General features: G+C 67.9%; 23 protein-coding genes. 12 read left to right on the forward strand and 11 right to left on the reverse strand.

Annotated features, from left to right (window positions below; genetic code table 11):
• The 7 genes from H0523_RS02950 to H0523_RS02980 all read left to right on the forward strand — a co-directional run.
• A partial coding sequence (locus H0523_RS02950) for a DNA polymerase III subunit gamma/tau C-terminal domain-containing protein (protein WP_306670183.1) occupies positions 1-439 on the forward strand: 439 nt, incomplete at its 5' end.
• A gap of 44 nt (positions 440-483) precedes the next feature.
• A complete protein-coding gene (locus H0523_RS02955) occupies positions 484-810 on the forward strand; it encodes a YbaB/EbfC family nucleoid-associated protein (protein ID WP_006390710.1) in 327 nt (108 codons plus the stop codon).
• Positions 811-877: 67 nt separating this feature from the next.
• Positions 878-1,486, forward strand: a complete 609-nt coding sequence (recR, locus tag H0523_RS02960; RefSeq protein WP_006385499.1) for a recombination mediator RecR — start codon at positions 878-880, stop codon at positions 1,484-1,486.
• A 96-nt stretch (positions 1,487-1,582) separates the two neighbouring features.
• Positions 1,583-2,872 carry a CaiB/BaiF CoA transferase family protein gene (locus tag H0523_RS02965; protein WP_054428438.1) on the forward strand — a complete coding sequence of 430 codons (1,290 nt, stop codon included), beginning with the start codon at positions 1,583-1,585 and terminating at the stop codon, positions 2,870-2,872.
• A complete protein-coding gene (locus H0523_RS02970) occupies positions 2,853-3,893 on the forward strand; it encodes an ABC transporter substrate-binding protein (RefSeq protein ID WP_035359350.1) in 1,041 nt (346 codons plus the stop codon). The genes H0523_RS02965 and H0523_RS02970 overlap by 20 nt, the downstream gene beginning before the upstream one ends.
• Positions 3,886-4,698, forward strand: coding sequence for an ABC transporter ATP-binding protein (locus H0523_RS02975; protein ID WP_054428437.1), 813 nt, complete (start codon positions 3,886-3,888; stop codon positions 4,696-4,698). Before H0523_RS02970 ends, H0523_RS02975 begins: the two co-directional genes overlap by 8 nt.
• A 52-nt stretch (positions 4,699-4,750) precedes the next feature.
• On the forward strand, positions 4,751-5,545 hold the full coding sequence (locus H0523_RS02980) for an ABC transporter permease (RefSeq protein ID WP_006390706.1): 795 nt from the start codon (positions 4,751-4,753) through the stop codon (positions 5,543-5,545).
• On the opposite strand, the gene H0523_RS02985 is transcribed toward H0523_RS02980, so the two are convergent.
• Genes H0523_RS02985 through H0523_RS03000 form a run of 4 tightly spaced genes read right to left on the reverse strand, consistent with a single transcriptional unit; the run spans position 5,542 to position 9,372 of the window.
• On the reverse strand, positions 5,542-6,129 hold the full coding sequence (locus H0523_RS02985) for a biliverdin-producing heme oxygenase (RefSeq protein WP_054428436.1): 588 nt from the start codon (positions 6,127-6,129) through the stop codon (positions 5,542-5,544). The two genes, H0523_RS02980 and H0523_RS02985, sit on opposite strands and share 4 nt — an antisense overlap.
• On the reverse strand, positions 6,126-6,788 hold the full coding sequence (locus H0523_RS02990; RefSeq protein WP_054428435.1) for a hypothetical protein: 663 nt from the start codon (positions 6,786-6,788) through the stop codon (positions 6,126-6,128). The genes H0523_RS02985 and H0523_RS02990 overlap by 4 nt, the downstream gene beginning before the upstream one ends.
• A gap of 10 nt (positions 6,789-6,798) precedes the next feature.
• Positions 6,799-7,164 carry a response regulator gene (locus H0523_RS02995; RefSeq protein ID WP_054428434.1) on the reverse strand — a complete coding sequence of 122 codons (366 nt, stop codon included), beginning with the start codon at positions 7,162-7,164 and terminating at the stop codon, positions 6,799-6,801.
• Positions 7,165-7,179: 15 nt separating this feature from the next.
• Complete coding sequence (locus H0523_RS03000; protein ID WP_054428433.1) at positions 7,180-9,372, reverse strand: ATP-binding protein; 2,193 nt, start codon at positions 9,370-9,372, stop codon at positions 7,180-7,182.
• Positions 9,373-9,519: 147 nt separating this feature from the next.
• Here H0523_RS03000 and H0523_RS03005 point away from each other — a divergent pair, with 147 nt between their 5' ends.
• Complete coding sequence (locus H0523_RS03005; RefSeq protein ID WP_054428432.1) at positions 9,520-10,047, forward strand: carboxymuconolactone decarboxylase family protein; 528 nt, start codon at positions 9,520-9,522, stop codon at positions 10,045-10,047.
• A gap of 38 nt (positions 10,048-10,085) precedes the next feature.
• Here the strand turns inward: H0523_RS03005 and tal are convergent, their stop codons facing one another.
• A complete protein-coding gene (tal, locus tag H0523_RS03010) occupies positions 10,086-11,039 on the reverse strand; it encodes a transaldolase (RefSeq protein WP_054428431.1) in 954 nt (317 codons plus the stop codon).
• 162 nt (positions 11,040-11,201) lie between these two features.
• On the opposite strand from tal, the gene carA reads away from it, so the two are divergent.
• The 4 genes from carA (at position 11,202) to H0523_RS03030 (ending at position 17,413) form a co-directional block, all read left to right on the forward strand.
• Positions 11,202-12,356 (forward strand): glutamine-hydrolyzing carbamoyl-phosphate synthase small subunit, encoded by a 1,155-nt coding sequence (gene carA, locus H0523_RS03015; RefSeq protein WP_054428430.1) that lies wholly within the window; start codon positions 11,202-11,204, stop codon positions 12,354-12,356.
• A gap of 10 nt (positions 12,357-12,366) precedes the next feature.
• Positions 12,367-15,609, forward strand: coding sequence for a carbamoyl-phosphate synthase large subunit (carB, locus tag H0523_RS03020; RefSeq protein ID WP_054428429.1), 3,243 nt, complete (start codon positions 12,367-12,369; stop codon positions 15,607-15,609).
• A 47-nt stretch (positions 15,610-15,656) separates the two neighbouring features.
• Positions 15,657-16,553, forward strand: a complete 897-nt coding sequence (gene lpxO, locus H0523_RS03025; RefSeq protein ID WP_054428428.1) for a lipid A hydroxylase LpxO — start codon at positions 15,657-15,659, stop codon at positions 16,551-16,553.
• 86 nt (positions 16,554-16,639) lie between these two features.
• On the forward strand, positions 16,640-17,413 hold the full coding sequence (locus H0523_RS03030; RefSeq protein ID WP_054428427.1) for an SDR family oxidoreductase: 774 nt from the start codon (positions 16,640-16,642) through the stop codon (positions 17,411-17,413).
• Between the two features lie 62 nt (positions 17,414-17,475).
• On the opposite strand, the gene H0523_RS03035 is transcribed toward H0523_RS03030, so the two are convergent.
• The 6 genes from H0523_RS03035 to H0523_RS03060 form a co-directional block, all read right to left on the reverse strand.
• Complete coding sequence (locus H0523_RS03035; RefSeq protein WP_054428426.1) at positions 17,476-18,120, reverse strand: histidine phosphatase family protein; 645 nt, start codon at positions 18,118-18,120, stop codon at positions 17,476-17,478.
• A 48-nt stretch (positions 18,121-18,168) separates the two neighbouring features.
• A complete protein-coding gene (locus H0523_RS03040) occupies positions 18,169-19,077 on the reverse strand; it encodes a LysR family transcriptional regulator (protein ID WP_054428425.1) in 909 nt (302 codons plus the stop codon).
• Between the two features lie 24 nt (positions 19,078-19,101).
• Positions 19,102-20,187, reverse strand: coding sequence for an ABC transporter ATP-binding protein (locus H0523_RS03045; RefSeq protein WP_054428424.1), 1,086 nt, complete (start codon positions 20,185-20,187; stop codon positions 19,102-19,104).
• A gap of 16 nt (positions 20,188-20,203) precedes the next feature.
• Complete coding sequence (locus H0523_RS03050) at positions 20,204-21,913, reverse strand: ABC transporter permease (RefSeq protein WP_054428423.1); 1,710 nt, start codon at positions 21,911-21,913, stop codon at positions 20,204-20,206.
• An 87-nt stretch (positions 21,914-22,000) separates the two neighbouring features.
• On the reverse strand, positions 22,001-23,326 hold the full coding sequence (locus H0523_RS03055; RefSeq protein ID WP_054428422.1) for an ABC transporter substrate-binding protein: 1,326 nt from the start codon (positions 23,324-23,326) through the stop codon (positions 22,001-22,003).
• Between the two features lie 127 nt (positions 23,327-23,453).
• Positions 23,454-23,885: a FlxA-like family protein gene (locus tag H0523_RS03060; RefSeq protein WP_054428421.1), complete on the reverse strand. Its 432-nt coding sequence runs from the start codon at positions 23,883-23,885 to the stop codon at positions 23,454-23,456.
• Positions 23,886-23,945: the final 60 nt, after the last annotated feature.

The following is a 23,945-nucleotide window of genomic DNA, read 5'->3' on the forward strand; positions in this document are numbered from 1 at the left end:
GGCCCCGGCCCGCAAGCGCCAGTCGCGCGCGCGCCTGACCGACATGACCTCCGCCGCCTGGCCCGAGCTGGCCGCGCGCCTGCCGGTCACCGGCCTGGCCGCCGAGCTGGCGCGCCAGAGCGAATGGGCCGGCGTGCAGGGCGATGCCATCATCCTGCGCGTGGCGGTCAAGACGCTGGCCGAAAGTGAAAGCCGCGTGCGCCTGCAGACGGTGCTGTGCGAACACTTCGGCCAGGGCATCCGGCTGGACGTGGACGTCGGCGCGGTCGGTGAAGCCACGGCCCACGCCGTGGCCCAGGCCGAGCGCGCGGCGCGCCAGCAGGCCGCCGAGGACGCGGTCGCCGTCGATCCCTTTGTGCAGGCGCTGGTCTCCGACTTCGGCGCCCATGTCGTGGCGGGTTCGATCCGCCACGTCGATCCTCCTTCCGCCGCCGCGTAACGCGCCGGCAATCCCCACATTCCCTCGTTCAAGGAAGCTCCATCATGATGAAAGGACAATTGGCCGGTCTGATGCGCCAGGCGCAGCAGATGCAGGAAAACATGAAGAAGGCGCAGGACGCGCTGGCCGAGATCCAGGTCGAAGGCGCCTCCGGCGGCGGTCTGGTCAAGGTCACCATGAGCTGCCGCCACGACGTCAAGCGCGTCGAGATCGATCCGTCGCTGCTGGCCGACGACAAGGACATGCTGGAAGACCTGGTCGCCGCCGCCTTCAACGACGCGCTGCGCAAGGCCGAAGCCACCTCGCAGGAAAAAATGGCGTCCGTCACCGCCGGCATGCCGCTGCCCCCGGGCATGAAGCTGCCGTTCTGATCGAACGTTCCGGCCGCCGCCGCCCCGGGCGGCGCGGCCTTTGCCGTCCGCAAGTTGCCGTCGTGTCATGGATCCTTTACTGCCCGAACCCGAACCGCTGGTCTCGCTGATCGAGGCGCTGCGGCGCCTGCCCGGCGTGGGTGTGCGTTCCGCGCGGCGCATGGCCTATCACCTGTTGCAGCACGACCCCCAGGGCGCCGACATGCTCGGACGCGCGTTGGCGGGGGCGGTGCGCGACCTGCGCCACTGCTCGCGTTGCAACAGCTTCGCCGAAGAGGATGTGTGCGCCACCTGCGCCAATCCCAAGCGTGATCCTTCCCTGCTGTGCATCGTCGAGACGCCGGCCGACCAGAACATGATCGAGTCCAGCCACGGCTACCGCGGCCTGTACTACGTGCTGATGGGACGGGTGGCGCCGCTCGAGGGCATCGGCCCGCGCGAGCTGGATTTCGACCGCGTCATCCGCCGCGCCACCGACGGCGTGGTGCAGGAGGTCATCCTGGCCACCAACTTCACCGCCGAAGGCGAGACCACCGCGCACTTCCTGGGCGAGGCCCTGGGCGAGCGCGGCCTGCGGGTCACGCGCCTGGCGCGCGGCGTGCCGGCCGGCAGCGAGCTGGAATACGTCGACGCCGGCACCATCGCCTGGGCGCTGATGGAGCGCAAGACCACCTGATACGCCTCCACAACAGTCCGCCGGCAATGTACCGGCGGGCATTGGAAGAACTGCCCGCCCGCGCGGCGCGGCATCCACAAGAGGAAGACAACCGCCATGTCAGCCCTGACCGGCCTGAAGGTCCTGGAACTCGGCACGCTCATCGCCGGCCCGTTCGCCGCCCGCATCTTTGGTGAATTCGGCGCCGACGTCATCAAGGTCGAAACCCCGCACGGCCCCGACGGGACCGGCGGCGGCGACCCCATCCGCAGCTGGCGCCACCTGCACGAAGGCAATTCGCTGTGGTGGACCGTGCAGGCCCGCAACAAGCAATCCATCGCGCTCAACCTGAAGCATCCCGAAGCCCGCGAGATCGCCCGCAAGCTGGCGCTGGACGCCGACGTGGTGGTCGAGAACTACCGACCCGGCGTGCTGGAGAAGTGGGGCCTGGGCTTCGAGCAGCTGCGCGCCATCAACCCCGCCCTGATCATGGTGCGCCTGTCCGGCTACGGCCAGACCGGCCCGATGAAGGATCAGCCGGGCTTTGGCGCCATCGGCGAATCCATGGGCGGCCTGCGCTACGTGTCGGGCCATCCCGACCGGCCGCCGCTGCGGGTCGGCATCTCGATCGGCGATTCGATCGCCGCGCTGCATGGCGTGATCGGCGCCATGATGGCGCTGCGCCACCGCGACGCCACCGGCGGCCGCTGGAATGGCCAGACCGGCGAGGCCTGCCGCGCGGGGCAGGGCCAGATGGTCGACGTGGCGCTGTACGAGGCCGTGTTCAACATGATGGAAAGCCTGGTGCCCGAGTACGACGTGGCCGGCGTGGTGCGCGAGCGCACCGGCGGCGCGCTGCCCGGCATCGTGCCGTCCAACACCTATACGACGCGCGACGGCCAGAACATCGTCATCGCCGGCAATGGCGACGCGATCTTCCACCGCCTGATGCTGGCCATCGGCCGCGACGACCTGGCTTCCGACCCCGACCTGGTGCGCAACGACGGCCGCGCCCGCCGCGTCGAGGAAATCGACGGCGCCATCCAGCAATGGTGCGACGGCCGCGGCATCGACGAGGCGCTCAACACCCTCAAGGCGGCCGACGTGCCGGTCGGCAAGATCTACAGCGTGGCCGACATGTTCACCGACCCGCAGTTCCTGGCGCGCCGCATGATCGAGCAGCATCACTTCGCCAACGGCCAGCCGGTCAAGCTGCCGGCGGTGGTGCCCAAGCTCTCGGAAACCCCGGGCGGGACCCGCTGGATCGGTCCGTCATTAGGGGAACATACCGAGGAAGTCCTGAAATCGCTGGGGTATGATTCAGCGGCTATCGACAAGCTGGCGCAGACCGGCGCTATCGGTATCCCCGCACCCAAGGAGACAACACATGTCAGTCACTCGTCGTGATCTGCTCAAGATGGCCGGCGCCGCCGGCGTCATGGGCATGGCCCCCGCCATCGTGCGCGCCCAGAAGCTGGAGAAGACCAAGGTCCAGATCGCCGTGGGCGGCAAGCCCCTGATCTACTACCTGCCGCTGTCCATCGCCGAGGCCCGCGGTTATTTCAAGGACGAGGGCCTGGACGTCTCCATCGCCGACTTCGCCGGCGGCTCCAAGGCCTTGCAGGCCGTGGTGGGCGGCAGCGCCGACGTGGTCTCGGGCGCGTTCGAACACACGCTGGCCATGCAGTCGAAGGGCCAGGCCTACCGCGCCTTCGTGCTGCAGGGCCGCGCGCCGATGATCGGCGTGGGCGTCTCCAAGAAGAACCTGCCCAACTACAAGGGCCCGGCCGACCTCAAGGGCAAGAAGATCGGCGTGACCGCGCCGGGCTCATCCACCAACATGGTGGTCAGCTTCTTCCTGGCCAAGCACGGCCTGAAGGCTTCCGACGTCTCCATCATCGGCGTGGGCGCCGGCGCCGGCGCGGTGACCGCGCTGCGCAGCGGCCAGATCGACGCCATCTCCAACACCGACCCCGTGGTGTCGATGCTGGAAATGCCGGGCGACATCCAGATCATCGTCGACACCCGCACGCTCAAGGACACCCAGGACATCTTCGGCGGCAACATGCCGGCCGGCTGCCTGTATGCGCCGCAGGCGTTCGTCGACGCCAACCCCAACACCGTGCAGGCGCTGACCAATGCCATGGTGCGCGCCGACAAGTGGATCCAGAAGGCCGGCCCCGACGAGATCGCCAAGGTCGTGCCGGAGACCTACCTGCTGGGCGACCCGGCGGTGTACAAGGCCGCCATCGGCAAGAGCCTCGAAGGCCTGTCGCCCGACGGCATGATCCCCGAGGACGGCGCCGCCACCGCGCTCAAGGCCCTGGCCGCGTATCAAGCGGATTTCGACGGCGCCAAGATCGACCCGTCCAAGGTCTGGACCAACGATTTCGCCCGCCGCGCCAACGAGAAGTACCCCAATGGCTGACGCCGCGCTATCGCTGGAAAACATCAGCTGCACTTTTGTCTCCCGCGACGACCGCTCGCAGCGCTACACCGCCGTCAGCGACACCAGCCTGGCCATCGCGCCGGGCGAGTTCGTGTCGGTGGTGGGCCCCACGGGCTGCGGCAAGTCCACCCTGCTCAACGTCAGCGCCGGCCTGCTGGCGCCGTCGTCGGGCCAGGTAAAGGTCTTCGGCCAGCCGCTGTCGGGCATCAATTCGCGCGCCGGCTACATGTTCCAGGGCGAGGCGCTCCTGCCCTGGCGCAGCGCCCTCGACAACGTGGTGGCCGGGCTGGATTTCGCCGGCGTGCCGCGCGCCGAGGCGCTCGAGCGCGGCCGCGACTGGATGCGCCGCGTCGGCCTGGGCGGCTTCGAAAGCCGCTATCCGCACCAGATGTCGGGCGGCATGCGCAAGCGCGCCATGCTGGCGCAGACGCTGATCCGCGACCCCGACATCATCCTGATGGACGAGCCGTTCTCGGCGCTCGACATCCAGACGCGCCAGTTGATGGAAAACGAGGTGCTGGACCTGTGGATGGCCAAGCGCAAGGCGGTGCTGTTCATCACCCATGACCTGGACGAAGCCATCGCCATGAGCGACCGCGTGGTGGTGCTGTCGGCCGGGCCGGGCACGCATCCCATCGGCGAGTTCGTCATCGACCTGCCGCGTCCGCGCGACGTGGCCGAAGTGCGCAACAACCTGCGTTTCGTCGAATTGCACGCGGCCATCTGGGCGGTGTTGCGCGAGGAAGTGCTCAAGGGCTATGCCCAACAACAGAAGCGGGCCTGAGGCCCATGCCTGATCCAGGCCGCGCCCGCTTCCCCACGAACAGGCCCTGACCATGTCCAAGTCGTTCAAACCGGGTTCCGCCAGCCTGCGCTTCTGGCAGTTGCTGCTGCTCGTCGTCATCCTGGGCGTGTGGCACTTCGCCTCGCGCGATTCCAAGGTGGCGTTCTTCTTCGGCGAGCCCCTCAAGGTGTGGGGCCGCATCTGGGCTTGGTTCGTCACCAACGCCGACATCTACACCCACCTGTGGGTCACGCTGACCGAAACCGTGCTGGCCTTCTTCATCGGCACCATCGCCGGGCTGGGGTTCGGCCTGTGGCTGGGCTTGTCGCCGCGCGCCAGCGCGATCCTCGATCCCTACATCAAGGCGGCCAACTCGATGCCGCGCGTGATCCTGGCGCCGATCTTCGGCATGTGGTTCGGGTTGGGCATCTGGTCCAAGGTGGCGCTGGCGGTGACGCTGGTGTTCTTCATCGTCTTCTTCAACGTCTACCAGGGCGTGCGCGAGGTCAGCCCGACGCTGCTCGACAACGCCCGCATGCTGGGCGCGCGCCGCCGCCAGCTGCTGCGCCACGTCTATCTGCCGTCGGCCACCAGCTGGGTGTTCTCCAGCCTGCACACCTCGGTGGGCCTGGCCTTCGTCGGCGCGGTGGTGGGTGAATACCTGGGCTCGGCCAGCGGCGTCGGCTACCTGATCCTGCAGGCCGAGGGCACCTTCGACGTCAATACCGTGTTCGCGGGCATCGTGGTGCTGACCGCATTCGCGCTGGTGCTGGACTACATCGTCGGGATCGGCGAGAAGCGCCTGATGAAGTGGCAGCCCAAGTCGGGCGAGACCGAAAAGATCTAGGCAACGCGGGCGGCCGGGGTGATCATGGCGCCGTGCGCCCGCAGCCAGACGGTGAGACTGTCGAACGCATCGCGCGCGCCTTGCAGCGCCTGCGCTTCGTGGCCGCTGGCGGCGCTGTCCAGGTGCAGCAGGAAACCTTTCCACAGCGCGCCGGTGTCGTCGCCATATCCCCGCAGATAACTGAGCGGCAACGGCGGCTTGGCGTCTTCCAGCCGCTTGGCCAGGAAACGCCCGCCCAGCTGCGATCCCTCGACCACGTAGGCCACGCCCAGGGCGTAGGCGTCGGCGGCCTGGGGAGCGGGCGCGGCGGGGCATTCCGGCACGGGGGCGGCATCGCCCGCGGCGCGCAGGTCGGCGCGGATCAGGGCGCTCTTGCCGGCGCGGGCCCCGGCCTGCAGGCCGGCCGGCCAGTCCAATTGCCACAGCCGCCGTTCGACCGGCTCCAGCCAGCCCAGCAGGGCGCGCAGATAGGCCAGGTAGCGGGCCGGGCTGACGTCGCCATCGGCCAGCGCCAGTCCCTGGTCGAGGGTTTCGTGGCGTTCGCGGGTGCCGTCGCGCAGCACCTGGTGCACAGGGGAAATCATGCGGGATCCTTGGCGGGCGCGGCAGGCAGGTGCAGCGACCAGCATTGGGGTTGTCGTTCCAGGCGCCAGCCCGAGGCCAGCGCCAGGTTTTCGATGTCCCGAGGGTCGAACAGCGCCGGCGCGGCCGGGGCGTCGGCCGGGGCGGGCAGGCGCGCGTGCCACACGGCGGGATCGGAGGCGTCCAGCGTCAGTTCGGTGTCCTCGGGCAGCCACGGCAGCAGGCACAGGACCCAGGCCATCACCAGGTAGCGCGCGGCAAAGGCCGGCAGGTCGACCGGCGCCGGTTCGTCGGGCCAGTGGACGCGCCGCTTGGACCACATCAGTTGCGAGAACAGCAGCTTGCGGCATTCCTTCAGCAGGGTCGCCGCCGGCAGCGAGGCGCCATTGTCGACAAGCCATTGATCGAGCCCGCGCAGGACGTCGACGCTGTCTTCGAGCATGTGTTGCAGGTCGCTGGCCAGGCGCTGGGTGCGCTGCCGCAGGGCGTCGGCCTCGGCGCCTTCGGGCGCCTGGCGCAGCATGGCCGTGGCCAGCGTGGCGTTGGACAGCGGCGCCAGGGCCTCGTGGCGCAGCACCGGAAAGATCTGCGCCAGGACCTGGAAGCGCACGCCTTGCGCGGCCAGCGCCTGGGCGTGCGGGGAGGGATCGGCGGCGTGCATCGCGACCGCCTCAGCCCGCCTGCCGCAGCACGGTCAGCAGTGCGTCGGGGTCGGCGGGTTTTTCGATCCAGCCGTCGAACAGGCTGGCGGCGTCTTCATGCCGTTCGTGGCGCGCCAGCCCGCTCAGGGCGTAGATGCGCGATGCGGCGTTGCGCCGGCGCAGTTGCCGCGCCAGTTCGTAGCCGTCCATGTCGGGCAGCAGGATGTCCACCAGCACCGCCTGCGGGTCGAAGCTGGCGGCCTGCGCCAGCGCGTCCTCGCCGGTGCCGGCGCAGCGCGTTTCCAGCCCGGACATGGCCAGGAATTCGGCCAGCAGTTCCGAGCCCATTTCGTTGTCGTCGACCAGCAGGACGCGTAACGCGCGCGCATCGTTCAAAGATGTCTCCAGGATTCAGGGTGTTTGCGGCGCGGGCAGGCCGCGCGGCAGGGTAACGGTGAAGATGACCAGGCCATCGTGGCAGGCGACGGCGATGTCGCCGTCGTGGTCGCGCACCACCTGGTTGGCAATATACAGGCCCAGCCCCAGGCCGGTGCGGTTGCGCGAGTGGCCCAGCGATTCCGGCTTGAAGGGCGAGAACAGATGCGCCATGACGTCGTCGGGAATCGGCGCGCCGTGGTTCGCCACCGTCAGTTCGATCGTGTCGCCCGCGCGCGTGGCCACGACCCGGATCGGCATGCGTGGCGCGCCATGCTGGCGGGCATTGCTCATCAGGTTGGTGACCACCTGGGCGATGCGGTCGGTGTCGGCCATCAGCGTCAGCCCGGAGGCCACTTCGGGTTCGATGCGCAGGCCGGGGTAGGCCTGGCGCTTTTCCTCGATCAGGCCGTTCAGCAGTTCCGACAGCTGGCATTCGCGCTTTTCGATGCCCAGGCCCATGCCGCCCTGCAGCCGCGACAGGTCCAGCACCTGCGAGATCAGGCGCTGCATGCGGCCGCTGGAATAGCGGATGCGTTCGCCCATGCGGGCGCCGGAATCGGTCTTGGACAGCAGCGTGGCGGCCATCGAGATGGACTGCAGCGGATCGCGCAGGTCGTGGCCGAGCATGGCCAGCAGCGCGGTGCGGGCGCGGTCCACGTCTGCCGCGCGGCTGGTGGCGATGTGCGAGAGCTCGTCGCGCAGGTTGTCGGCCGCGTCCAGCTCGGCCGGCAGCCACGGCGCGCTGGTGTCGCGCGTGACTTCGCGCCAGGCCTCGAACGAGCCGCGCGGCGTCAGGCGCGGGCCGAGGGTGCCCACGGCATAGTGCTTTTCCGGCTTGCCGCCCCAGACCACGGTCTCGATCTGCTCGCGCCGCAGCCAGATCAGCCAGCCGTTGTTCATCGGGTCGAACTTGCAGGCCAGCAGCCCGGCGTAGGGCACCAGGTCGGTCTGCAGGCCGGGATAGTCGCGCGCGATGTTGTCGCTGTGGACCAGCCGCTGGCCGCTCTGGTCGAGCGCGCACAGAATGCCCGCCAGCTCGCCGCGCGGCGCGATGCCGCCGAACACCGTCACGCTGTTGCCCCACAGGCACAGCGCGGCGTCGCTGGGAAGCAGCGAGGCGGGGGTGTCGGGGCCGCCCGACAGGGCCTGGTGCACGTTCTCGGACGCGGATACGCGCTCGGCCAGCCGGCTCACCAGCGCGGCGCTGCGGCGCGCCTGCTCGGCGCGTTCGCCGCCCTCGATGTTGGCCAGCGCCGCCGACAGCACCTGCGCCAGCGCTTCGCAGGCCAGGCGGGCGGAATAGGGGATCAGGCGCGGGGAATGGTGATGGCAGGCGATCATGCCCCACAGCCGGCCGCCGATCACCAGCGACAGGCTCATCGAGGCGCGCACCCCCATGTTGGCCATGTATTCGAGATGGATCGGCGATACGCTGCGCAGCACCGAAAAGCTCATGTCCAGCGGCGCGCCGTCGTGGCCATCCTGGCCCAGCACGCGCACCGGCCGGTACTGGCCGTCGGCGATCTGGCGCAGCGTGTTCACGGTGTACAGGCGGCGCGCCTGCGCCGGGATGTCGCCGGCCGGATAGCGCCGTCCGATCCAGTCCTGCAGCGCCGGGTCGCCGCGCCGCTCGGCCACGATCTCGCCGCTGTCGTCGGGGTGGAAGCGGTAGGCCATCACGCGGTCGAAGCCGGTGGCGCGCTGCACTTCCTGGACCGTGCGGTCGAGCAGGCCGGCGATGTCGCGCTGCGAGCGGATGCGCTCGATGCCGCGGTAGATGCGCGCGGGGTCGGCGATGCCGGGATCGTCGCCGCGGCGCTCGAGTTCGATCAGCGTCAGGCCGTCGGCGTTGCGGTGGGCGATGACGTCGTAGGTGTGCTCGCCCAGGGCGATGGCGAGCGGGTCGAAGACGGGGTCGGCGCCGGCGAGCCAGGTCGGCAGGATGTGCGCCAGGCCCGGCGGCAGCGCCGCCGGTGCGCAGGGGTAGCCCAGTGCCAGCGGCATGCCCAGCACCTGCGGCGCGTTTTCGCTGGCGTAGCGCAGCACCCCCGCGGCGTCGAACGCGAGCAGCGCGCCCAGCGGCTGGATCGCGCCCGGTACGTGGATCGGTTCGCTATCGCAGTTGGCGAGGGTGACGGGCGGGTGGGACTGGGTCGGCGCATTCATTCTAGGCTTGTCCTGGAGGTGCGCAATGTGTTGTCATTATGTCAAAGTTCTTGCGAATGTGTGCATTTGCTGCGCCTCGGCCTTTCGATGCTGGGAAGCCCTAGGATCGATGGCGCCAACCGGCCCTAATCCCTCTGCGGAGTTTTCATGGCGCGTCTTCCCTACGCCGATCTGTCTCATCCCGAAGCGCGGCCCCTGGTCGACCGTATCGTCGCCGAGCGCGGCAGCGTGCTGCACCTCTACCAGATGCTGCTGCACAGCCCGGCGGTGGCGGGCGGCTGGCTCAACTACCTGACGTCGATCCGCCAGCTGTCCACCTTGCCGGGCGATATTCGCGAACTTGTGATCATGCGGGTGGCGGCGGTCAACGGCGCGCCCTACGAGGCCGACCAGCACGCGCCGATCGCGCTGAAAGAGGGGCTGTCACAGGCCCAGCTGGACGCCTTGCCCGAGTGGCAAGCGTCGACCCTGTTCAGCGAGCGCGAGCGCGCGGTGCTGGCCTACACCGACGCCATGACGCGCCAGGTGCAGGTGCCGGAAGCGGTGTTCCAGGCGGCGCGCGCCGCCATGGGTTCGGACAAGCTGATCGTCGAGCTGACCGCCACCGTCGCCGCCTACAACATGGTGTCGCGCTTCCTGGAAGCGCTACAGGTGCACTCGCACGACCACCGCTGAGGGCGGCGCCCGGCCGCGAAGGCCGGGCGGCGGCGCGATCAGGCGCGTTGCGCCTCGATCAGCGCGTCCAGCTTGATGGCGTCGGCCACGAACGCGCGGATGCCTTCGGCCAGCTTGTCGCTGGCCATGGCGTCGTCGTTGAGCTGGGTGCGGAACGCCACTTCGTCCGAGGCGATGCGGGCGATGTCGCCGCCGACGGCGTCGGCGCGCAACTGCGCCGGCGCGTCGCCTTCGGTCTGCGACAGCTGGGTCAGCAGTTCGGGGCTGATGGTCAGCAGGTCGCAGCCCGACAGCGCCAGGATCTGGCCGACGTTGCGAAAGCTCGCGCCCATGATCTCGGTGGCGATGCCGAAACGCTTGTAGTACTGGTAGATGCGGGTCACCGACTGCACGCCGGGATCGCGCGCGCCGGCGTTGTCGGCGTCGACCCAATTGGCGCCGGCGGCCTTCTTGTGCCAGTCGTAGATGCGGCCGACGAAGGGCGAGATCAATTGCACGCGGGCGTCGGCGCAGGCCACCGCCTGCGGCAGCGAGAACAGCAGCGTCAGGTTGCAGCGCACGCCCTCGGCCTGCAGCGCGCGGGCGGCCTGGATGCCTTCCCAGGTCGAGGCGATCTTGATCAGCACGCGCTCGCGCGGCACGCCGGCGGCCTGGTACAGGGCGATCAGGGCGCGGGCGCGCTCGATGGTGGCGCGGGTGTCGAACGACAGGCGCGCGTCGACTTCGGTCGAGACCCGGCCCGGCACGATGTCCAGGATGGCGCGGCCGAAGGCCACCAGCAGGCGGTCCATCAGTTCGGCGGTGGGGGCGCCGCGGTGGTCGCGGGCGGTCTTTTCGAGCAGGGGGCGGTAGGCGTCCTGCTGGACGGCCTTGAGAATCAGGGACGGGTTGGTGGTGGCGTCGGTGGGACGCAGCGCCTTCATCGCTTCGAAATCGCCCGTGTCGGCGACAACGGTGGTGTGATTGCGCAGGGCGTCAAGTTGGCTGGACATGGGCAATACGGCTCGCAACATCAGGGTTGAAGGTGCTTTAGCGTATCACCGACCCGTTGAAATCTTCGATGCCAGCCTTATTTGGCGCGGCTTTCCAGGGAAAACGCCTACTCAAGGTATAATTCCAAGGTTTGATTATCGATTCTAAAACCGGGGTTTACTGTGCTGCCGCAACTCTTTCCCGAGGGGATCAACCGCTTCCCTCCTGCAATTCTGGCTCTGGCGGACGGTACCATTTTTCGAGGCGTGTCGATCGGTGCGCCTGGGCATACCGTTGCCGAAGTGGTGTTCAACACCGCGATGACCGGGTACCAGGAAATTCTCACCGATCCGAGCTATAGCGGCCAGATCGTCACGCTGACCTATCCGCATATCGGCAACACCGGCGTCAACGCCGAGGACGTCGAAGCCAATCGTGTCTACGCCGCCGGCCTGGTGGTGCGCGACTGTCCCGCCCGCGTGTCGAACTTCCGTTCCACGCAATCGCTGCCCGAGTACCTGTCCGAGCAGGGCATCGTTGCCATTTCCGGCATCGACACCCGCAAGCTGACCCGCATCCTGCGTGAAAAGGGCGCCCAGGGCGCCTGCATCTTCGTTGGTTCGGATGCCGACCGCGCCGTCGAACTGGCCCGCGGCTTTGCCGGCATGGCCGGCCAGGACCTGGCCAAGGTCGTGTCCATCAAGGACAGCACCACCTGGACCGAAGGCACCTGGCAACTGGGCGAAGGCTACACCCAGCCCGACCAGTCCAAGTTCCATGTCGTCGCCTACGACTTCGGCATCAAGTCCAACATCCTGCGCCTGCTGGCCGATCGCGGCTGCCGCCTGACGCTGGTGCCGGCCCAGACCAGCGCCGAGGACGTCCTCAAGCTCAATCCCGACGGCGTGTTCCTGTCCAACGGCCCCGGCGACCCCGAGCCCTGCGACTACGCCATCGACGCCACCCGCGTGTTCCTGGACAAGAAGCTGCCGGTGTTCGGCATCTGCCTGGGCCACCAGATCATGGGCCTGGCGGTGGGCGGCAAGACGCTCAAGATGAAGACCGGCCACCACGGCGCCAACCACCCGGTGCAGGACCTGGCGTCCAAGCGCGTGTTCATCACCAGCCAGAACCACGGGTTCGCGGTCGACGCGGCCAGCCTGCCGGCCAATGCGCGCGTCACGCACGTCTCGCTGTTCGACGGCACGCTGCAGGGTTTCGAGCTCACCGACCGTCCGGCCTTCTGCTTCCAGGGCCACCCCGAAGCCAGCCCCGGTCCGCACGACATCCTGGAGCTGTTCGACAAGTTCATCAGCCTGATGTCCGGCCAAAAGTAAAGATTGCATCATGCCCAAGCGTACAGACCTAAAAAGCATTCTCATCATCGGCGCCGGCCCCATCATCATCGGGCAGGCGTGCGAATTCGACTATTCCGGCGCGCAAGCGTGCAAGGCGCTCAAGGCCGAGGGTTACCGCACCATCCTGGTGAACAGCAACCCCGCCACGATCATGACGGACCCGGAAACGGCCGACGTCACCTACATCGAGCCCATCACCTGGCAAGCCGTCGAAAAGATCATCGAGCGTGAAAAGCCCGATGCGCTGCTGCCCACCATGGGCGGCCAGACCGCGCTGAACTGCGCGCTCGACCTGGCCCACCACGGCGTGCTGAAGAAGCACAACGTCGAACTGATCGGCGCCAACGAGCACGCCATCGAAAAGGCCGAGGACCGCCAGAAGTTCAAGCAGGCCATGACCGACATCGGCCTGGAATCGGCCAAGTCGGGCGTCGCCCACAGCATGGACGAAGCCTGGGAAGTGCAGCGCCGCATCGCCGCGGAAGTCGGCACCTCGGGCTTCCCCGCCGTGATCCGCCCCAGCTTCACCATGGGCGGCTCGGGCGGCGGCATCGCCTACAACGCCGAAGAGTTCGAAACCATCTGCCGCCGCGGCCTGGAAGCCTCGCCCACCAGCGAGCTGCTGATCGAAGAGTCGCTGCTGGGCTGGAAGGAATTCGAGATGGAAGTGGTCCGCGACAAGGCGGACAACTGCATCATCGTCTGCTCCATCGAGAACCTGGACCCCATGGGCGTGCACACCGGTGACTCGATCACCGTGGCGCCGGCCCAGACGCTGACCGACAAGGAATACCAGATCATGCGTAACGCATCGATCGCGGTGTTGCGCGAGATCGGCGTGGACACGGGCGGCTCGAACGTGCAGTTCGCGGTCAACCCCGAGAACGGCCGCATGATCGTCATCGAGATGAACCCGCGCGTGTCGCGTTCGTCGGCGCTGGCGTCCAAGGCCACCGGCTTTCCCATCGCCAAGGTCGCCGCGCGCCTGGCCGTGGGCTACACGCTGGACGAGCTCAAGAACGAAATCACCGGCGGCGCCACGCCCGCCTCGTTCGAGCCGTCGATCGACTACGTGGTCACCAAGGTGCCGCGTTTCGCCTTCGAGAAATTCCCCACCGCCGACGCGCGCCTGACCACCCAGATGAAGTCCGTGGGTGAAGTCATGGCCATCGGCCGCACCTTCCAGGAATCGTTCCAGAAGGCGCTGCGCGGCCTGGAAGTCGGCGTCGACGGCCTGAACCAGAAGACCACCGACCGCGAAAAGCTGCAGGTCGAGCTGGGCGAACCCGGTCCGGAACGCATCTGGTACGTGGGCGACGCCTTCGCGCAAGGCTTCACGCTGGACGAAGTGCACAACATCACGCACATCGACCCGTGGTTCCTGTCGCAGATCAAGGAAATCGTCGACATCGAGCTGGCGCTCGAACAGAAGACGCTGTCCGACCTGGACTACGCCACCCTGTGGGAACTGAAGCGCCGCGGTTTCTCCGACCGCCGCCTGGCCTTCCTGCTGGACACCGTGGAGTCGGAAGTGCGCAAGCTGCGTCACCAACTGAACGTGCGCCCGGTCTACAAGCGCGTCGACACCTGCGCCGCCGAATTCGCCACCCGCACGGCCTACATGTACTCGACCTACGAGGAAGAGTGCGAAGCCGCGCCCACCGACCGCAAGAAGATCGTGGTGCTGGGCGGTGGCCCGAACCGCATCGGCCAGGGCATCGAGTTCGACTACTGCTGCGTGCATGCCGCGCTGGCGCTGCGTGACGACGGGTACGAGACCATCATGGTCAACTGCAACCCGGAAACCGTCTCCACCGACTACGACACGTCCGATCGCCTGTACTTCGAGCCGCTGACGCTCGAGGACGTGCTGGAAATCGTCCACAAGGAAAACCCGGTCGGCATGATCGTCCAGTACGGCGGCCAGACCCCGCTGAAGCTGGCGCGCGCGCTGGAAGCCAACGGCGTGCCGATCATCGGCACCAGCCCGGAATCCATCGACATCGCCGAAGACCGCGAGCGCTTCCAGAAGCTGCTGAACAAGCTCGGCCTGCGCCAGCCGCCCAACCGCACGGCCCGCACCGAAGCCGAGGCCCTGGCTCACGCCACCGAGATCGGCTACCCGCTGGTGGTGCGTCCCAGCTACGTGCTGGGCGGCCGCGCGATGGAAATCGTGCACGAGCAGCAGGACCTCGAGCGCTACATGCGCGAAGCCGTGAAGGTCAGCAATGACTCGCCCGTGCTGCTGGACCGCTTCCTGAACAACGCCACCGAAGTGGACGTGGACTGCCTGGCCGACGGCGAAACCGTCTTCATCGGCGGCGTCATGGAACACATCGAGCAGGCCGGCGTGCACTCGGGCGACTCCGCCTGCAGCCTGCCGCCTTACTCGCTGTCGGCCGACGTCATCGCCGAGATCAAGCGCCAGACCGGCATGATGGCCAAGGCCCTGAACGTCAGCGGCCTGATGAACGTGCAGTTCGCCATCCAGGGCGGCGACGTCTACGTGCTGGAAGTGAACCCGCGCGCCTCGCGCACGGTGCCCTACGTGTCCAAGGCCACCGGCCTGCAACTGGCCAAGATCGCCGCGCGCGCCATGGCCGGCCAGACGCTGGCGGCCCAGGGCATCACCAAGGAAGTCGTGCCGCCTTACTTCTCGGTCAAGGAAGCCGTGTTCCCGTTCGTGAAGTTCCCGGGCGTGGACACCATCCTCGGCCCGGAAATGAAGTCGACCGGTGAAGTCATGGGCGTGGGCACCAGCTTCGGCGAAGCCTTCGTCAAGTCGCAGCTGGCCGCTGGCGTGCGCCTGCCGGAATCCGGCACGGTGTTCATCAGCGTGAAGAACCAGGACAAGCCCCGCGCCGTGGAAGTGGCGCGCGGCCTGCATGCCCTGGGCTTCAAGCTGGTGGCCACGCGCGGCACGGCCGCCGAGATCGAAGCGGCCGGCATTCCGGTGCAGCGGGTCAACAAGGTCACCGAAGGCCGTCCGCACATCGTCGACATGGTCAAGAACGGCGAGATCTCGCTGGTCATCAACACCGTCGAAGAGCGCCGCAACGCCATCGTCGACTCGCGCACCATCCGGACGCAGTCGCTGGCGGCCCGCGTCACGTTCTTCACCACCATCGCCGGCGCTCGCGCGGCCGTCGAGGGCATGCAATATCTGCGTCAGGGTCTGGGCCTGCAGGTGTATCCGTTGCAGGAACTTCACGCGTCCTTGTTGGACAAATAGCGCTTGGGCGCGCAGAGGGCGCGCCGCAAGTGAAGTGAGGCAAAAGAATGAAGTGGTTCATTCTGGCGTTGTTTATCGTATGCGCCACGGTAGTTCACTACCGTGGCCGCGTCCGACACAAGTTCTCGCGGCAGGCGTTGGATCATTCCACCTTCACGGCGCCGCTGAACTGTTTCATGTACGCATTCTCCAGCGTGCCCAACAAGCCCTATCTCGATCTGGACCAGTTCCCGGAGCTGAAGGTCTTGCTGGACCGCTGCGAGGAAATCCGGGCCGAGGCCGTCAACCTGTATGGTGACGGTCACATCAAGGCCTCGGACAAGTACAACGACGCGGGCTTCAACTCGTTCTTCAAGACGGGCTGGAAGCGCTTCTACCTGAAGTGGTACGACGCCGACCATCCGTCGGCCGAGGCCCTCTGTCCGGTCACGACCAAGCTGCTGGCGGGCATTCCGACCATCAAGGCCGCGATGTTCGCTTCGCTGCCGCCGGGCAGCCGCCTGCCGCGCCACCGGGATCCGTATGCCGGTTCGCTGCGCTTTCACATGGGCCTGATCACGCCGAACAGCCCCGACTGCTACATCAACGTCGACGGCCAGGAATACTACTGGCGCGACGGCGAGGCGGTCGTGTTCGACGAGACCTTCATCCATTACGCCGAAAACAAGACCGACCAGAACCGGATCATCCTGTTCGCGGACGTCGAGCGGCCCATGCGTTACCGCTGGGCCCGGGCGTTCAACCGCGTGGTCGGCGGCTTCCTGTTGCGCGCGGCCGCCGCGCCCAACCAGGAAGGCGACGCCACCGGCGGCATCAACCGCATCTTCGGCGCGGTGTATGCCGTGCGCCGCTTCGGCAAGGCGCTCAAGAAAAAGAGCAAGCCGCTGTACTACCTGTCCAAATGGGCGCTGGTGGCGGCGATCTTCGCGCTGATCTTCCTGTAAACCCCGGCGCCGGCGTTCCTGTAGCATAGCGGGCGGAGCCTCTCTTCAGAGAGGCTCCGCCTTTTTTCATCCGACCCGGGGCGAGCATGGACAGAGTCTTCATCACCGGCGCCAGCAGCGGCCTGGGCCGCGCGCTGGCGCAGCGTTACGCCGCCAGCGGCGCCACGCTTGGCCTGCTGGGCCGGCGCGAAGACGCGCTGCGGGAACTGGCCGACAGCCTGCCCGGCCAGCATCGCTGTTATGCCGTGGACGTCTGCGACCGCCAGGCGCTGCACGCGGCCGCGCAGGACTTCATCGCGTTCTGCCAGGGGCGGGTGGACGTGGTCATCGCCAGCGCCGGCATCAGCGCCGGCACCTTGACCGGGCACCACGAGGACTACGAGGTCTTCAAGGCCATCGTCGACACCAACCTCCTGGCGACCGTGGCGACCTTCGAGCCCTTCGTCGAACCGATGCGCGCGGCGGGGGGCGGCAGGCTGGTGGGGATCGCCAGTGTCGCCGGCGTGCGCGGCCTGCCGGGCGCGGGCGCCTACAGCGCGTCCAAGTCGGCGGTGGTGACCTACTGCGAGAGCCTGCGATTGGAGCTGTGGGGCGACGGCATCCGTGTCGTCACCATTGCGCCAGGCTATATCAGGACCGCGATGACGGCCCATAACCCGTACAAGATGCCGTTCCTGATGGACGCCGACAAGTTCGCGCAGCGCGCCCACGCGGCGATCGGCCGCGGCACGTCATACACGGTGATCCCGTGGCAGATGGGCGTGGTGGCGAAACTGATGCGGCTGCTGCCCAACGCGGTCTACGACCGGCTGGCGCGCAACGCGCCGCGCAAGCCGCGCAAGGCGGACAAGGCCGGCTGAGCCGGCGATCATGCAGCCGCCGGGGTGGGCGGGCGTGCCGGACGCAGGCCCGGCGCCGGCCGTCACGGCACCACGTCGTCGCCCACTTCCGTGGCCACATGGCCCACGTCGCCCCAATGCAGCACTTCCCATTGGCGGCCGCGCACGCCAACGCGGTTGATGCTGACGTTCAGCAGCGCCGCGTCGCGCGGCGCGTTCAGCGGCACGTCGCTGGCGTGGCGCCAGATGATGTCCAGCACGCCGCCGTGGGTGAACATCAGGATGCGTTCGCCGTCATGGCGGCTGGCCACGTCGTCGACCGTCGAAATGACGCGCGACTGGAACTGGCCCAGCGTCTCGCCGCCGTCCAGCGCGCGCAGCGGATCGCGGCTGCGCCAGGCGGCCGCGGCTTCCGGCGCCAGCACGTCGATGCGTTCCAGGTCCAGCCCTTCGAGCACGCCGAAGCCGCGCTCGCGGATGCCGGGTTCGACCCGCACGCGCAGGTCCAGCTGTTCGGACACTGGCGTGGCCGTGGCGTGGGCGCGTTGCAGGTCGCTGCTGTAGATCGCATCGATCGGCGTGCTGCGGGCGTCTTCGCGCAGGCGCGAGGCCAGCAGGCCGGCCTGGTTGCGGCCGAATTCGTTCAGGGGGATGTCTTGCCAGCCTTGCAGTCGGCGCTGGCGGTTCCAGTCGGTTTCGCCGTGGCGGATGAACCAGATTTCAGTCATTGCGGTGTCGATACGGTAGGGAAGGGCGCGGGCGGCGGGCCGGCCGGCTCAGAGGGGCTCGGGCGCGACTGGCGCGCGCGGCTTCCAGATGGCTTGAATGATCGAGCTTAACGCGACCAGCGCGGGCTCGCTAGCGCGTTCATAAGGCAGGATGAAACCCAGCATGGCGTCGGCCCGCGCCTGGCCCCACACCATGAAGTCGCCCGAGGCCGCGCCGGCCAGCGCGGTCTCCTCGCGCAGCAGCGCGCAGCCGGCGCCGGCCCGCACCAGCGCCTCCAGGTTGGCCTGATCGTCGTTCTGCATGGCGATGCGCGGCGACAGCCCGTGGCGTTCGAACATGTCGCGCAGCAGCAGGTGGGTATGGCTGCCGGCCGGCCCGTCCAGCCACGGCAATTGCGCCACCTCGCGCCAGCCGCCGCGCTTGAGCACCGCGGCGTGTTCGGTCGGCAAGGCGATGCGGTAGCGCACGCTGCGCAGCGGCAGCCACAGCACGCCGCGCGGCGGGTGAGCGGCGATGGTCAGCGCCGCCGGCAGCCGGCCGGTGCTGACCTGCTCGGCCAGCACCACGGTGGGCTGGATCTGCGTCTTCAATTCGATCAGCGGCAGCCGCTGCGTGATGGCCGCGGCCAGTTCGCCCAGGCGCAGGAAGTCGGGCTTTTCGCTGGGCAGGCCCAGCTCCACCACGCCTTGCAGGCTGCCCTGCAGCTGCTGCGCCTCGGACTTGAATTGCGCGCCCAGCACCAGCAGTGATTCGGCGGTGGGCAGCAGCATCTCGCCAGCCTTGGCCAGCGCCAGCCTTCCACCGCTGCGGTCGAACAGCGCTACGCCCAGGCTCTGCTCCAGCGCCTTGATCTGCGCGGTGACGGCTGGCTGGGTGAGCGACAGCGCTTCGGCGGCCCGCGTCAGGTTGCCCAGGCGGGCAACCGTGACGAAGGCGCGGATCTGATAGATTTCCATGCCGCCTTTGTAGGGGAAGCCGGCTCAGGCGGCAAGCAGCCGCACCTGGGTCGGCTCCAGCCCGATCGACACCGGGGCGCCCACCGGGAACGGCGACAGCCCCGCCAGGTGCGACTGGTCGGCCGTCAGGCGCTGCTCGCCGATCTGCACCTGGTAGCGGGTGAATTCGCCCAGGAACTCGCTGCTTTCCACCACGCCCGGCAGCCACACGTAGCGCGCATCGCCCAGCCCGTCGGCCATCTCGATCTGCACCGTGTGCGGCCGGAAGCTCGCCGCCAGCCGCTGCGCCGCCGGCGCCTCGGCCGCCAGCGGCAGGTGCAGGTCGCCCACGCCTTCCACCGCCAGCACCACGCTGCCGCTGGTGCGCTCGCGCACCTCGCCCTCCAGCACGTTCATGGTGCCGACGAAGTTGGCCACGAAGCGGTTCACCGGGTAGTCGAACAGCGTGCTGGGCGCGCCGATCTGCTGCACCACGCCATGATCCAGCACCGCCATGCGGTCGGCGGTGGTCATGGCCTCTTCCTGGTCATGGGTGACGAAGATGGTGGTGATGCCCAGCCGCCGCTGCAGGCTCAGCAGGTCCTGGCGCATCTGCACGCGCAGCTTCTTGTCCAGGTTGGACAGCGGTTCGTCCAGCAGCAGCACCTGCGGCTCGATCACGATGGTGCGCGCCAGCGCCACGCGCTGCTGCTGTCCGCCGGACAACTGGTTGGGGCGCCGGCGTGCAAACTGCGACAGCCCCACCAGCTCCAGCGCGGCCTCGACCTTGGCGCGGATCTGCTCGCGCGGCAGTTTGCGCTCGACCAGCCCGAACGCCACGTTGTCCCACACCGTCATGTGCGGCCACAGCGCATAGTTCTGGAACACCATGCCGATATTGCGGTCCCATGGCGGGATGGCGCTGATGTCCTTGCCATCCACCAGCAACTGGCCAGCGTCCTGCCGGTTGAAGCCCGCGATCAGGCGCAACAGGGTGGACTTGCCCGAACCCGACGGCCCCAGCAGGGCGAAGAACTCGCCCGGTTCGATGTTGATGTTGACGTCCTTGAGCACTTCCGTCTTGCCATACGACAGCCGGATGTTGCGGCATTCAACGCTGACTTTCTTCATGTCGATTCCCCTTGATTCAGGCCGTCTCGTCGTGGCGCGCCGGCCGCTGGCGCGACTGGGCCCGTTCGACCAGCAGGTGCGAGACATAGGTGCCGATGGCGACCGCGGCCACCGCCAGCACGCCCAGCGCCGCGCCCGGACCCCGGCCCGCCGCGCTCTGCATGTACAGATAGATGCCATAGCTCATCGGCGCCTGGCTGTCCTTGGTGACCAGCATGATGGTGGCCGACAGCTCCACCGCCGCCGTCACGAAGCTGGTCACGAAGCCGGCCAGCATGCCGCCGGCCATCAGCGGCACCACCACCCGCCGGATGGTGCGCATGCGCGTCGCGCCCAGCGACTGCGCCGCTTCCTCCAGCGATACGTTGATCTGCTGCAACGCGGCCACGCACGAGCGCAGCGCGTAGGGCAGCCGCCGCACCGAGTACGCGATCATGATGATGATCCACGACGAGGTCAGCAGCGTGCCGGTGCCCGGGATTTCCACCCCGCGGAACGTGCGCAGCAATCCGATCGCCAGCACGATGCCCGGGATCGCCAGCGCCGCCGAGGCCAGGAAGTCCAGCCACTGGCGAGCCGGCAGCCGGGTGCGCAGCATCAGGTAGGCGATGGCGGTGCCCAGGATCACGTCCACGCCCGCCGCCAGGCCGCAATAGAGCAGGGTGTTGGCGATCATGCCCTGCGACTCGCTGAACACCGCGCTGTAGTGCGCCAGCGTGTAGCCGTCCGGCAGCGGCGCGAAGCTCCAGACGCTGGCCAGCGACAGCAGCAGCACGCCCATGTGCGGCGACAGCACCAGCAGCAGCACCAGGATGATCCAGCCATAGGCCAGCACGCTTTCCGCCGGCCGCAGCTTGCGCTTCTGGATCGAGTTGCCGCCCTTTTGCAGCGTGGAATAGTCGCGGCCCTTGAGCACCCGCGCCGACAGCCACAGCGCCAGGATCGAGAAGGCGATCATGATGACGCTGATGACGTAGCCCAGCGGATCCTCCAGCCCCACCTGCGTGATGCGCAGATAGGCCTGCGGCGCCAGCATGTTGGTGGTGCCCAGCACCAGCGGCGTGCCGAGATCGTCGAACACCTTGACGAACACCAGCGAGGTCCCGGCCACGTAGCCCGGCAGCGCCAGCGGGAAGATTACGCGGCGGAACAGCCGGAAGCCGCGCGCGCCCAGATTGAAGGCGGCTTCTTCCATCGCGCCGTCGATGTTGCGCAGGGCCACCACCAGGTTCATCAGGATGAACGGGAAGTAGTGCAGCGCCTCGACGAAGATGACGCCGTTCAGGCCTTCCATGAACGGGATGGTGAAGCCGAACCAGTCGTTCAGCAGCAGGTTGACGCTGCCCGAGCGGCCGAAGATGAGCTGCATCGCCACCGCGCCGACGAAGGGCGGCATGATCAGCGGCAGCACGCCCAGCGTCTGGATGATGAGCGCGCCGCGGAAGTCGAAGCGCACCGTGAAGTACGCCAGCGGCACCGCGATCAGCGAGGCCAGCAGCGCCGACCAGCCGGCCACGTAGAGGCTGTTGAAGAACGCCTCCAGCATCAGCGGCTGGTTGAAGAAGGCGCCGAAGTGGCCGATGGTGAAGCCGCCGTCGGCGTTGACGAAGGCGCTGTAGAACACCGTGCCCACCGGCACGGCCAGGAACAGCGCCAGGAAACCCAGCACCAGGAGCGCGGCCAGCACGGGGCCGGCGGGCAGGCGTGAATGGCCCGGAAGATTCATCGAGATTCCCGTAATGGTTCAAGACAGGCCGCCCGCGGCGGGGCGGCGGCCGGACGGGGCGAGCCCCCCGTCCGGCGCGAGCCGGGCTCAGAGCGCCGCGGCTTCCCGCGCCAGCTTCACGGCCTGCTCATAGTTGCTCTTGGCCGTGCCGTTCCATTCGCCTTCCAGCTTGGTGATCTGCTGGTTGACCGCGGCGTCCTTCTTGTTGCCGCTGAAGATCTTCAGGAACTCGGGATCAGCGGCCTGCTTGCCGTCGACCAGCGGCGCCCAGGCCAGTTTGCGGGCCTGCGCCAGCAGTTCGGCCGGCTTGCCGCTCTTGCCCTTGTCGCCGAGCTTGGCCTCGGCGTCGTAGATCGCCTTGGTCGCCGCCTGCAACTCCTTCAGGCGGAACGTGACGGTCTGGTCGTACAGCGACTGCACCACGTAATAGCGCGTCTGCGACAGGTCGGCGTTGAACTGCACCTTGCTGCGGCGCGCGATCTCGGCGGGATCCGGATAACCCTGCGGCACCTTGCCGCCCAGCGCCGAATACGGCAGCACCGGCAGGCGCGAGATCTTCGGCTCCAGCAGCAGTTCCTGGCCCGCCTGGCTGAGCGTGAAGGCGATGAACTTCTTGCCTTCCTCGGTGTTCTTGGCGCCGTCGATCAGCGCGATGTTGGCCGGCACGATGGCGGTCTCGGAGGGATAGACGAATTCCACCGGGAACTTCGAATACTTGCTCGACAGGCCGAAGAAGTCGATCACCGGACCCGCGCCGAACTGGCCGTTGTTGACGCCGTCCGGCACGCCGAACGAACGCTCGGTGACGGCGCTGCTGTTGCCCGACATGCGCAGCAGCGTGTTCCAGCCGTCGTCCCAGCCTTCGCCCTGCAGGATGGTCTCGACCGTCAGGTGCATGGTGCCCGAGCGCGACGGCGAGGTGATGCCGACGTGGCCGAACCAGTGCGGCGCCAGCAGGTCTTTCCATTCGACCGGCGCGGGGATCTTGTGCGCCGCGATGTAGCGCGTGTTGTAGACGATGCCGTAGCCGGCCAGCGCCTGGCCCAGGTACATGCCGCCCGGGTCGTTGATGGGGTAGTTGCCGATCTTGTCCGGCACGTCCTTGTTGGCGACGTCCGCCGACTTGGCCAGCAGCTTGTCGCGGCCCAGCACCTCGAAGGCGTCCGGCGCGCTGGCCCAGAACACTTCCGGACGCTGGCCGGCCGGCGTCTCGCGCACGTAGGCGATGCCGGACACGGTGTTCTTGTTGAGGATTTCCAGCGTGATGCCGGGGTTGGCCTTCTCGAACGCGGTCTTGTAGGCCTGGGTCAAATCTTTCGGGAACGACGTGATCACCGTGACGGTGCCCGCCAGGGCGGGGGCGGCGCAGGCGGCCAGCAGCGCCCCTGCAAGGGCTGTGCGCATTGCATGCATGGTTTGTCTCCGTGGTTTTTTGATTTGTCCGGAGACCTTAGCGGCTGCATGCGCCGCCAGTCCAATCACAAATTTTGATGCGCGCCATCAGTGCGGCGGGCATTCGGGAGAACCCGCGGGAAGGAAGCTAGGCCGTGGCCGAGACGCCGCCGGTGGCCTTGGCCATCGCCTTGATCTTCTCGGTCATCACCTTCTGGATCTGGCCCATGATCTGCTGCGCCTGTCCGTTCAACGCCTGCATCTGGGTGGCTTTCTGTTCCGCCGACGCATTGCTGTCGCGCACGCGTGCGATCTGCTCCATGACGCGCTTGAGCTGGCGTTGCAGTTCCTTGATCACCTGGGTGTAATAGTCGTCGTTTTCGGACGATTCGGTTTCCTGGGTCTGGCCCACCTTCGTGGCGCCGGCGCTGTTGACGCGGATCTTGCCGTCGGGCGTGACACTGACGCCCGGATCGCCGGCCTTGGCGTCCTTGGCTTCCTTGTTGGCCTGGATCTTCTGCGCCCACAGGTCCGCCATGCTGCCGATGCGCGAGGTGCCGCTGATGGAATCGATGGCCATGGAAGTCTCCGGGGCAGAAGGATTGACTGGGGTTTCCACTAATACGGCATCTGGCCGGGG

Source organism: Achromobacter insuavis, assembly GCF_902859645.1.
In the GTDB taxonomy this organism is placed as follows: domain Bacteria; phylum Pseudomonadota; class Gammaproteobacteria; order Burkholderiales; family Burkholderiaceae_B; genus Achromobacter; species Achromobacter insuavis.

Excerpts from the sequence above, each read along its gene's own strand:
- H0523_RS02955 (WP_006390710.1), top strand. The coding sequence starts at position 484 with ATGATGAAAGGACAATTGGCCGGTCTGATGCGCCAGGCGCAGCAGATG.
- recR (WP_006385499.1), top strand. The coding sequence starts at position 878 with ATGGATCCTTTACTGCCCGAACCCGAACCGCTGGTCTCGCTGATCGAG.
- H0523_RS02965 (WP_054428438.1), top strand. The coding sequence starts at position 1,583 with ATGTCAGCCCTGACCGGCCTGAAGGTCCTGGAACTCGGCACGCTCATC.
- H0523_RS02970 (WP_035359350.1), top strand. The coding sequence starts at position 2,853 with ATGTCAGTCACTCGTCGTGATCTGCTCAAGATGGCCGGCGCCGCCGGC.
- H0523_RS02975 (WP_054428437.1), top strand. The coding sequence starts at position 3,886 with ATGGCTGACGCCGCGCTATCGCTGGAAAACATCAGCTGCACTTTTGTC.
- H0523_RS02980 (WP_006390706.1), top strand. The coding sequence starts at position 4,751 with ATGTCCAAGTCGTTCAAACCGGGTTCCGCCAGCCTGCGCTTCTGGCAG.
- H0523_RS02985 (WP_054428436.1), bottom strand. The coding sequence starts at position 6,129 with ATGATTTCCCCTGTGCACCAGGTGCTGCGCGACGGCACCCGCGAACGC.
- H0523_RS02990 (WP_054428435.1), bottom strand. The coding sequence starts at position 6,788 with ATGCACGCCGCCGATCCCTCCCCGCACGCCCAGGCGCTGGCCGCGCAA.
- H0523_RS03000 (WP_054428433.1), bottom strand. The coding sequence starts at position 9,372 with ATGAATGCGCCGACCCAGTCCCACCCGCCCGTCACCCTCGCCAACTGC.
- H0523_RS03005 (WP_054428432.1), top strand. The coding sequence starts at position 9,520 with ATGGCGCGTCTTCCCTACGCCGATCTGTCTCATCCCGAAGCGCGGCCC.
- tal (WP_054428431.1), bottom strand. The coding sequence starts at position 11,039 with ATGTCCAGCCAACTTGACGCCCTGCGCAATCACACCACCGTTGTCGCC.
- carB (WP_054428429.1), top strand. The coding sequence starts at position 12,367 with ATGCCCAAGCGTACAGACCTAAAAAGCATTCTCATCATCGGCGCCGGC.
- lpxO (WP_054428428.1), top strand. The coding sequence starts at position 15,657 with ATGAAGTGGTTCATTCTGGCGTTGTTTATCGTATGCGCCACGGTAGTT.
- H0523_RS03030 (WP_054428427.1), top strand. The coding sequence starts at position 16,640 with ATGGACAGAGTCTTCATCACCGGCGCCAGCAGCGGCCTGGGCCGCGCG.
- H0523_RS03035 (WP_054428426.1), bottom strand. The coding sequence starts at position 18,120 with ATGACTGAAATCTGGTTCATCCGCCACGGCGAAACCGACTGGAACCGC.
- H0523_RS03040 (WP_054428425.1), bottom strand. The coding sequence starts at position 19,077 with ATGGAAATCTATCAGATCCGCGCCTTCGTCACGGTTGCCCGCCTGGGC.
- H0523_RS03045 (WP_054428424.1), bottom strand. The coding sequence starts at position 20,187 with ATGAAGAAAGTCAGCGTTGAATGCCGCAACATCCGGCTGTCGTATGGC.
- H0523_RS03050 (WP_054428423.1), bottom strand. The coding sequence starts at position 21,913 with ATGAATCTTCCGGGCCATTCACGCCTGCCCGCCGGCCCCGTGCTGGCC.
- H0523_RS03055 (WP_054428422.1), bottom strand. The coding sequence starts at position 23,326 with ATGCATGCAATGCGCACAGCCCTTGCAGGGGCGCTGCTGGCCGCCTGC.
- H0523_RS03060 (WP_054428421.1), bottom strand. The coding sequence starts at position 23,885 with ATGGCCATCGATTCCATCAGCGGCACCTCGCGCATCGGCAGCATGGCG.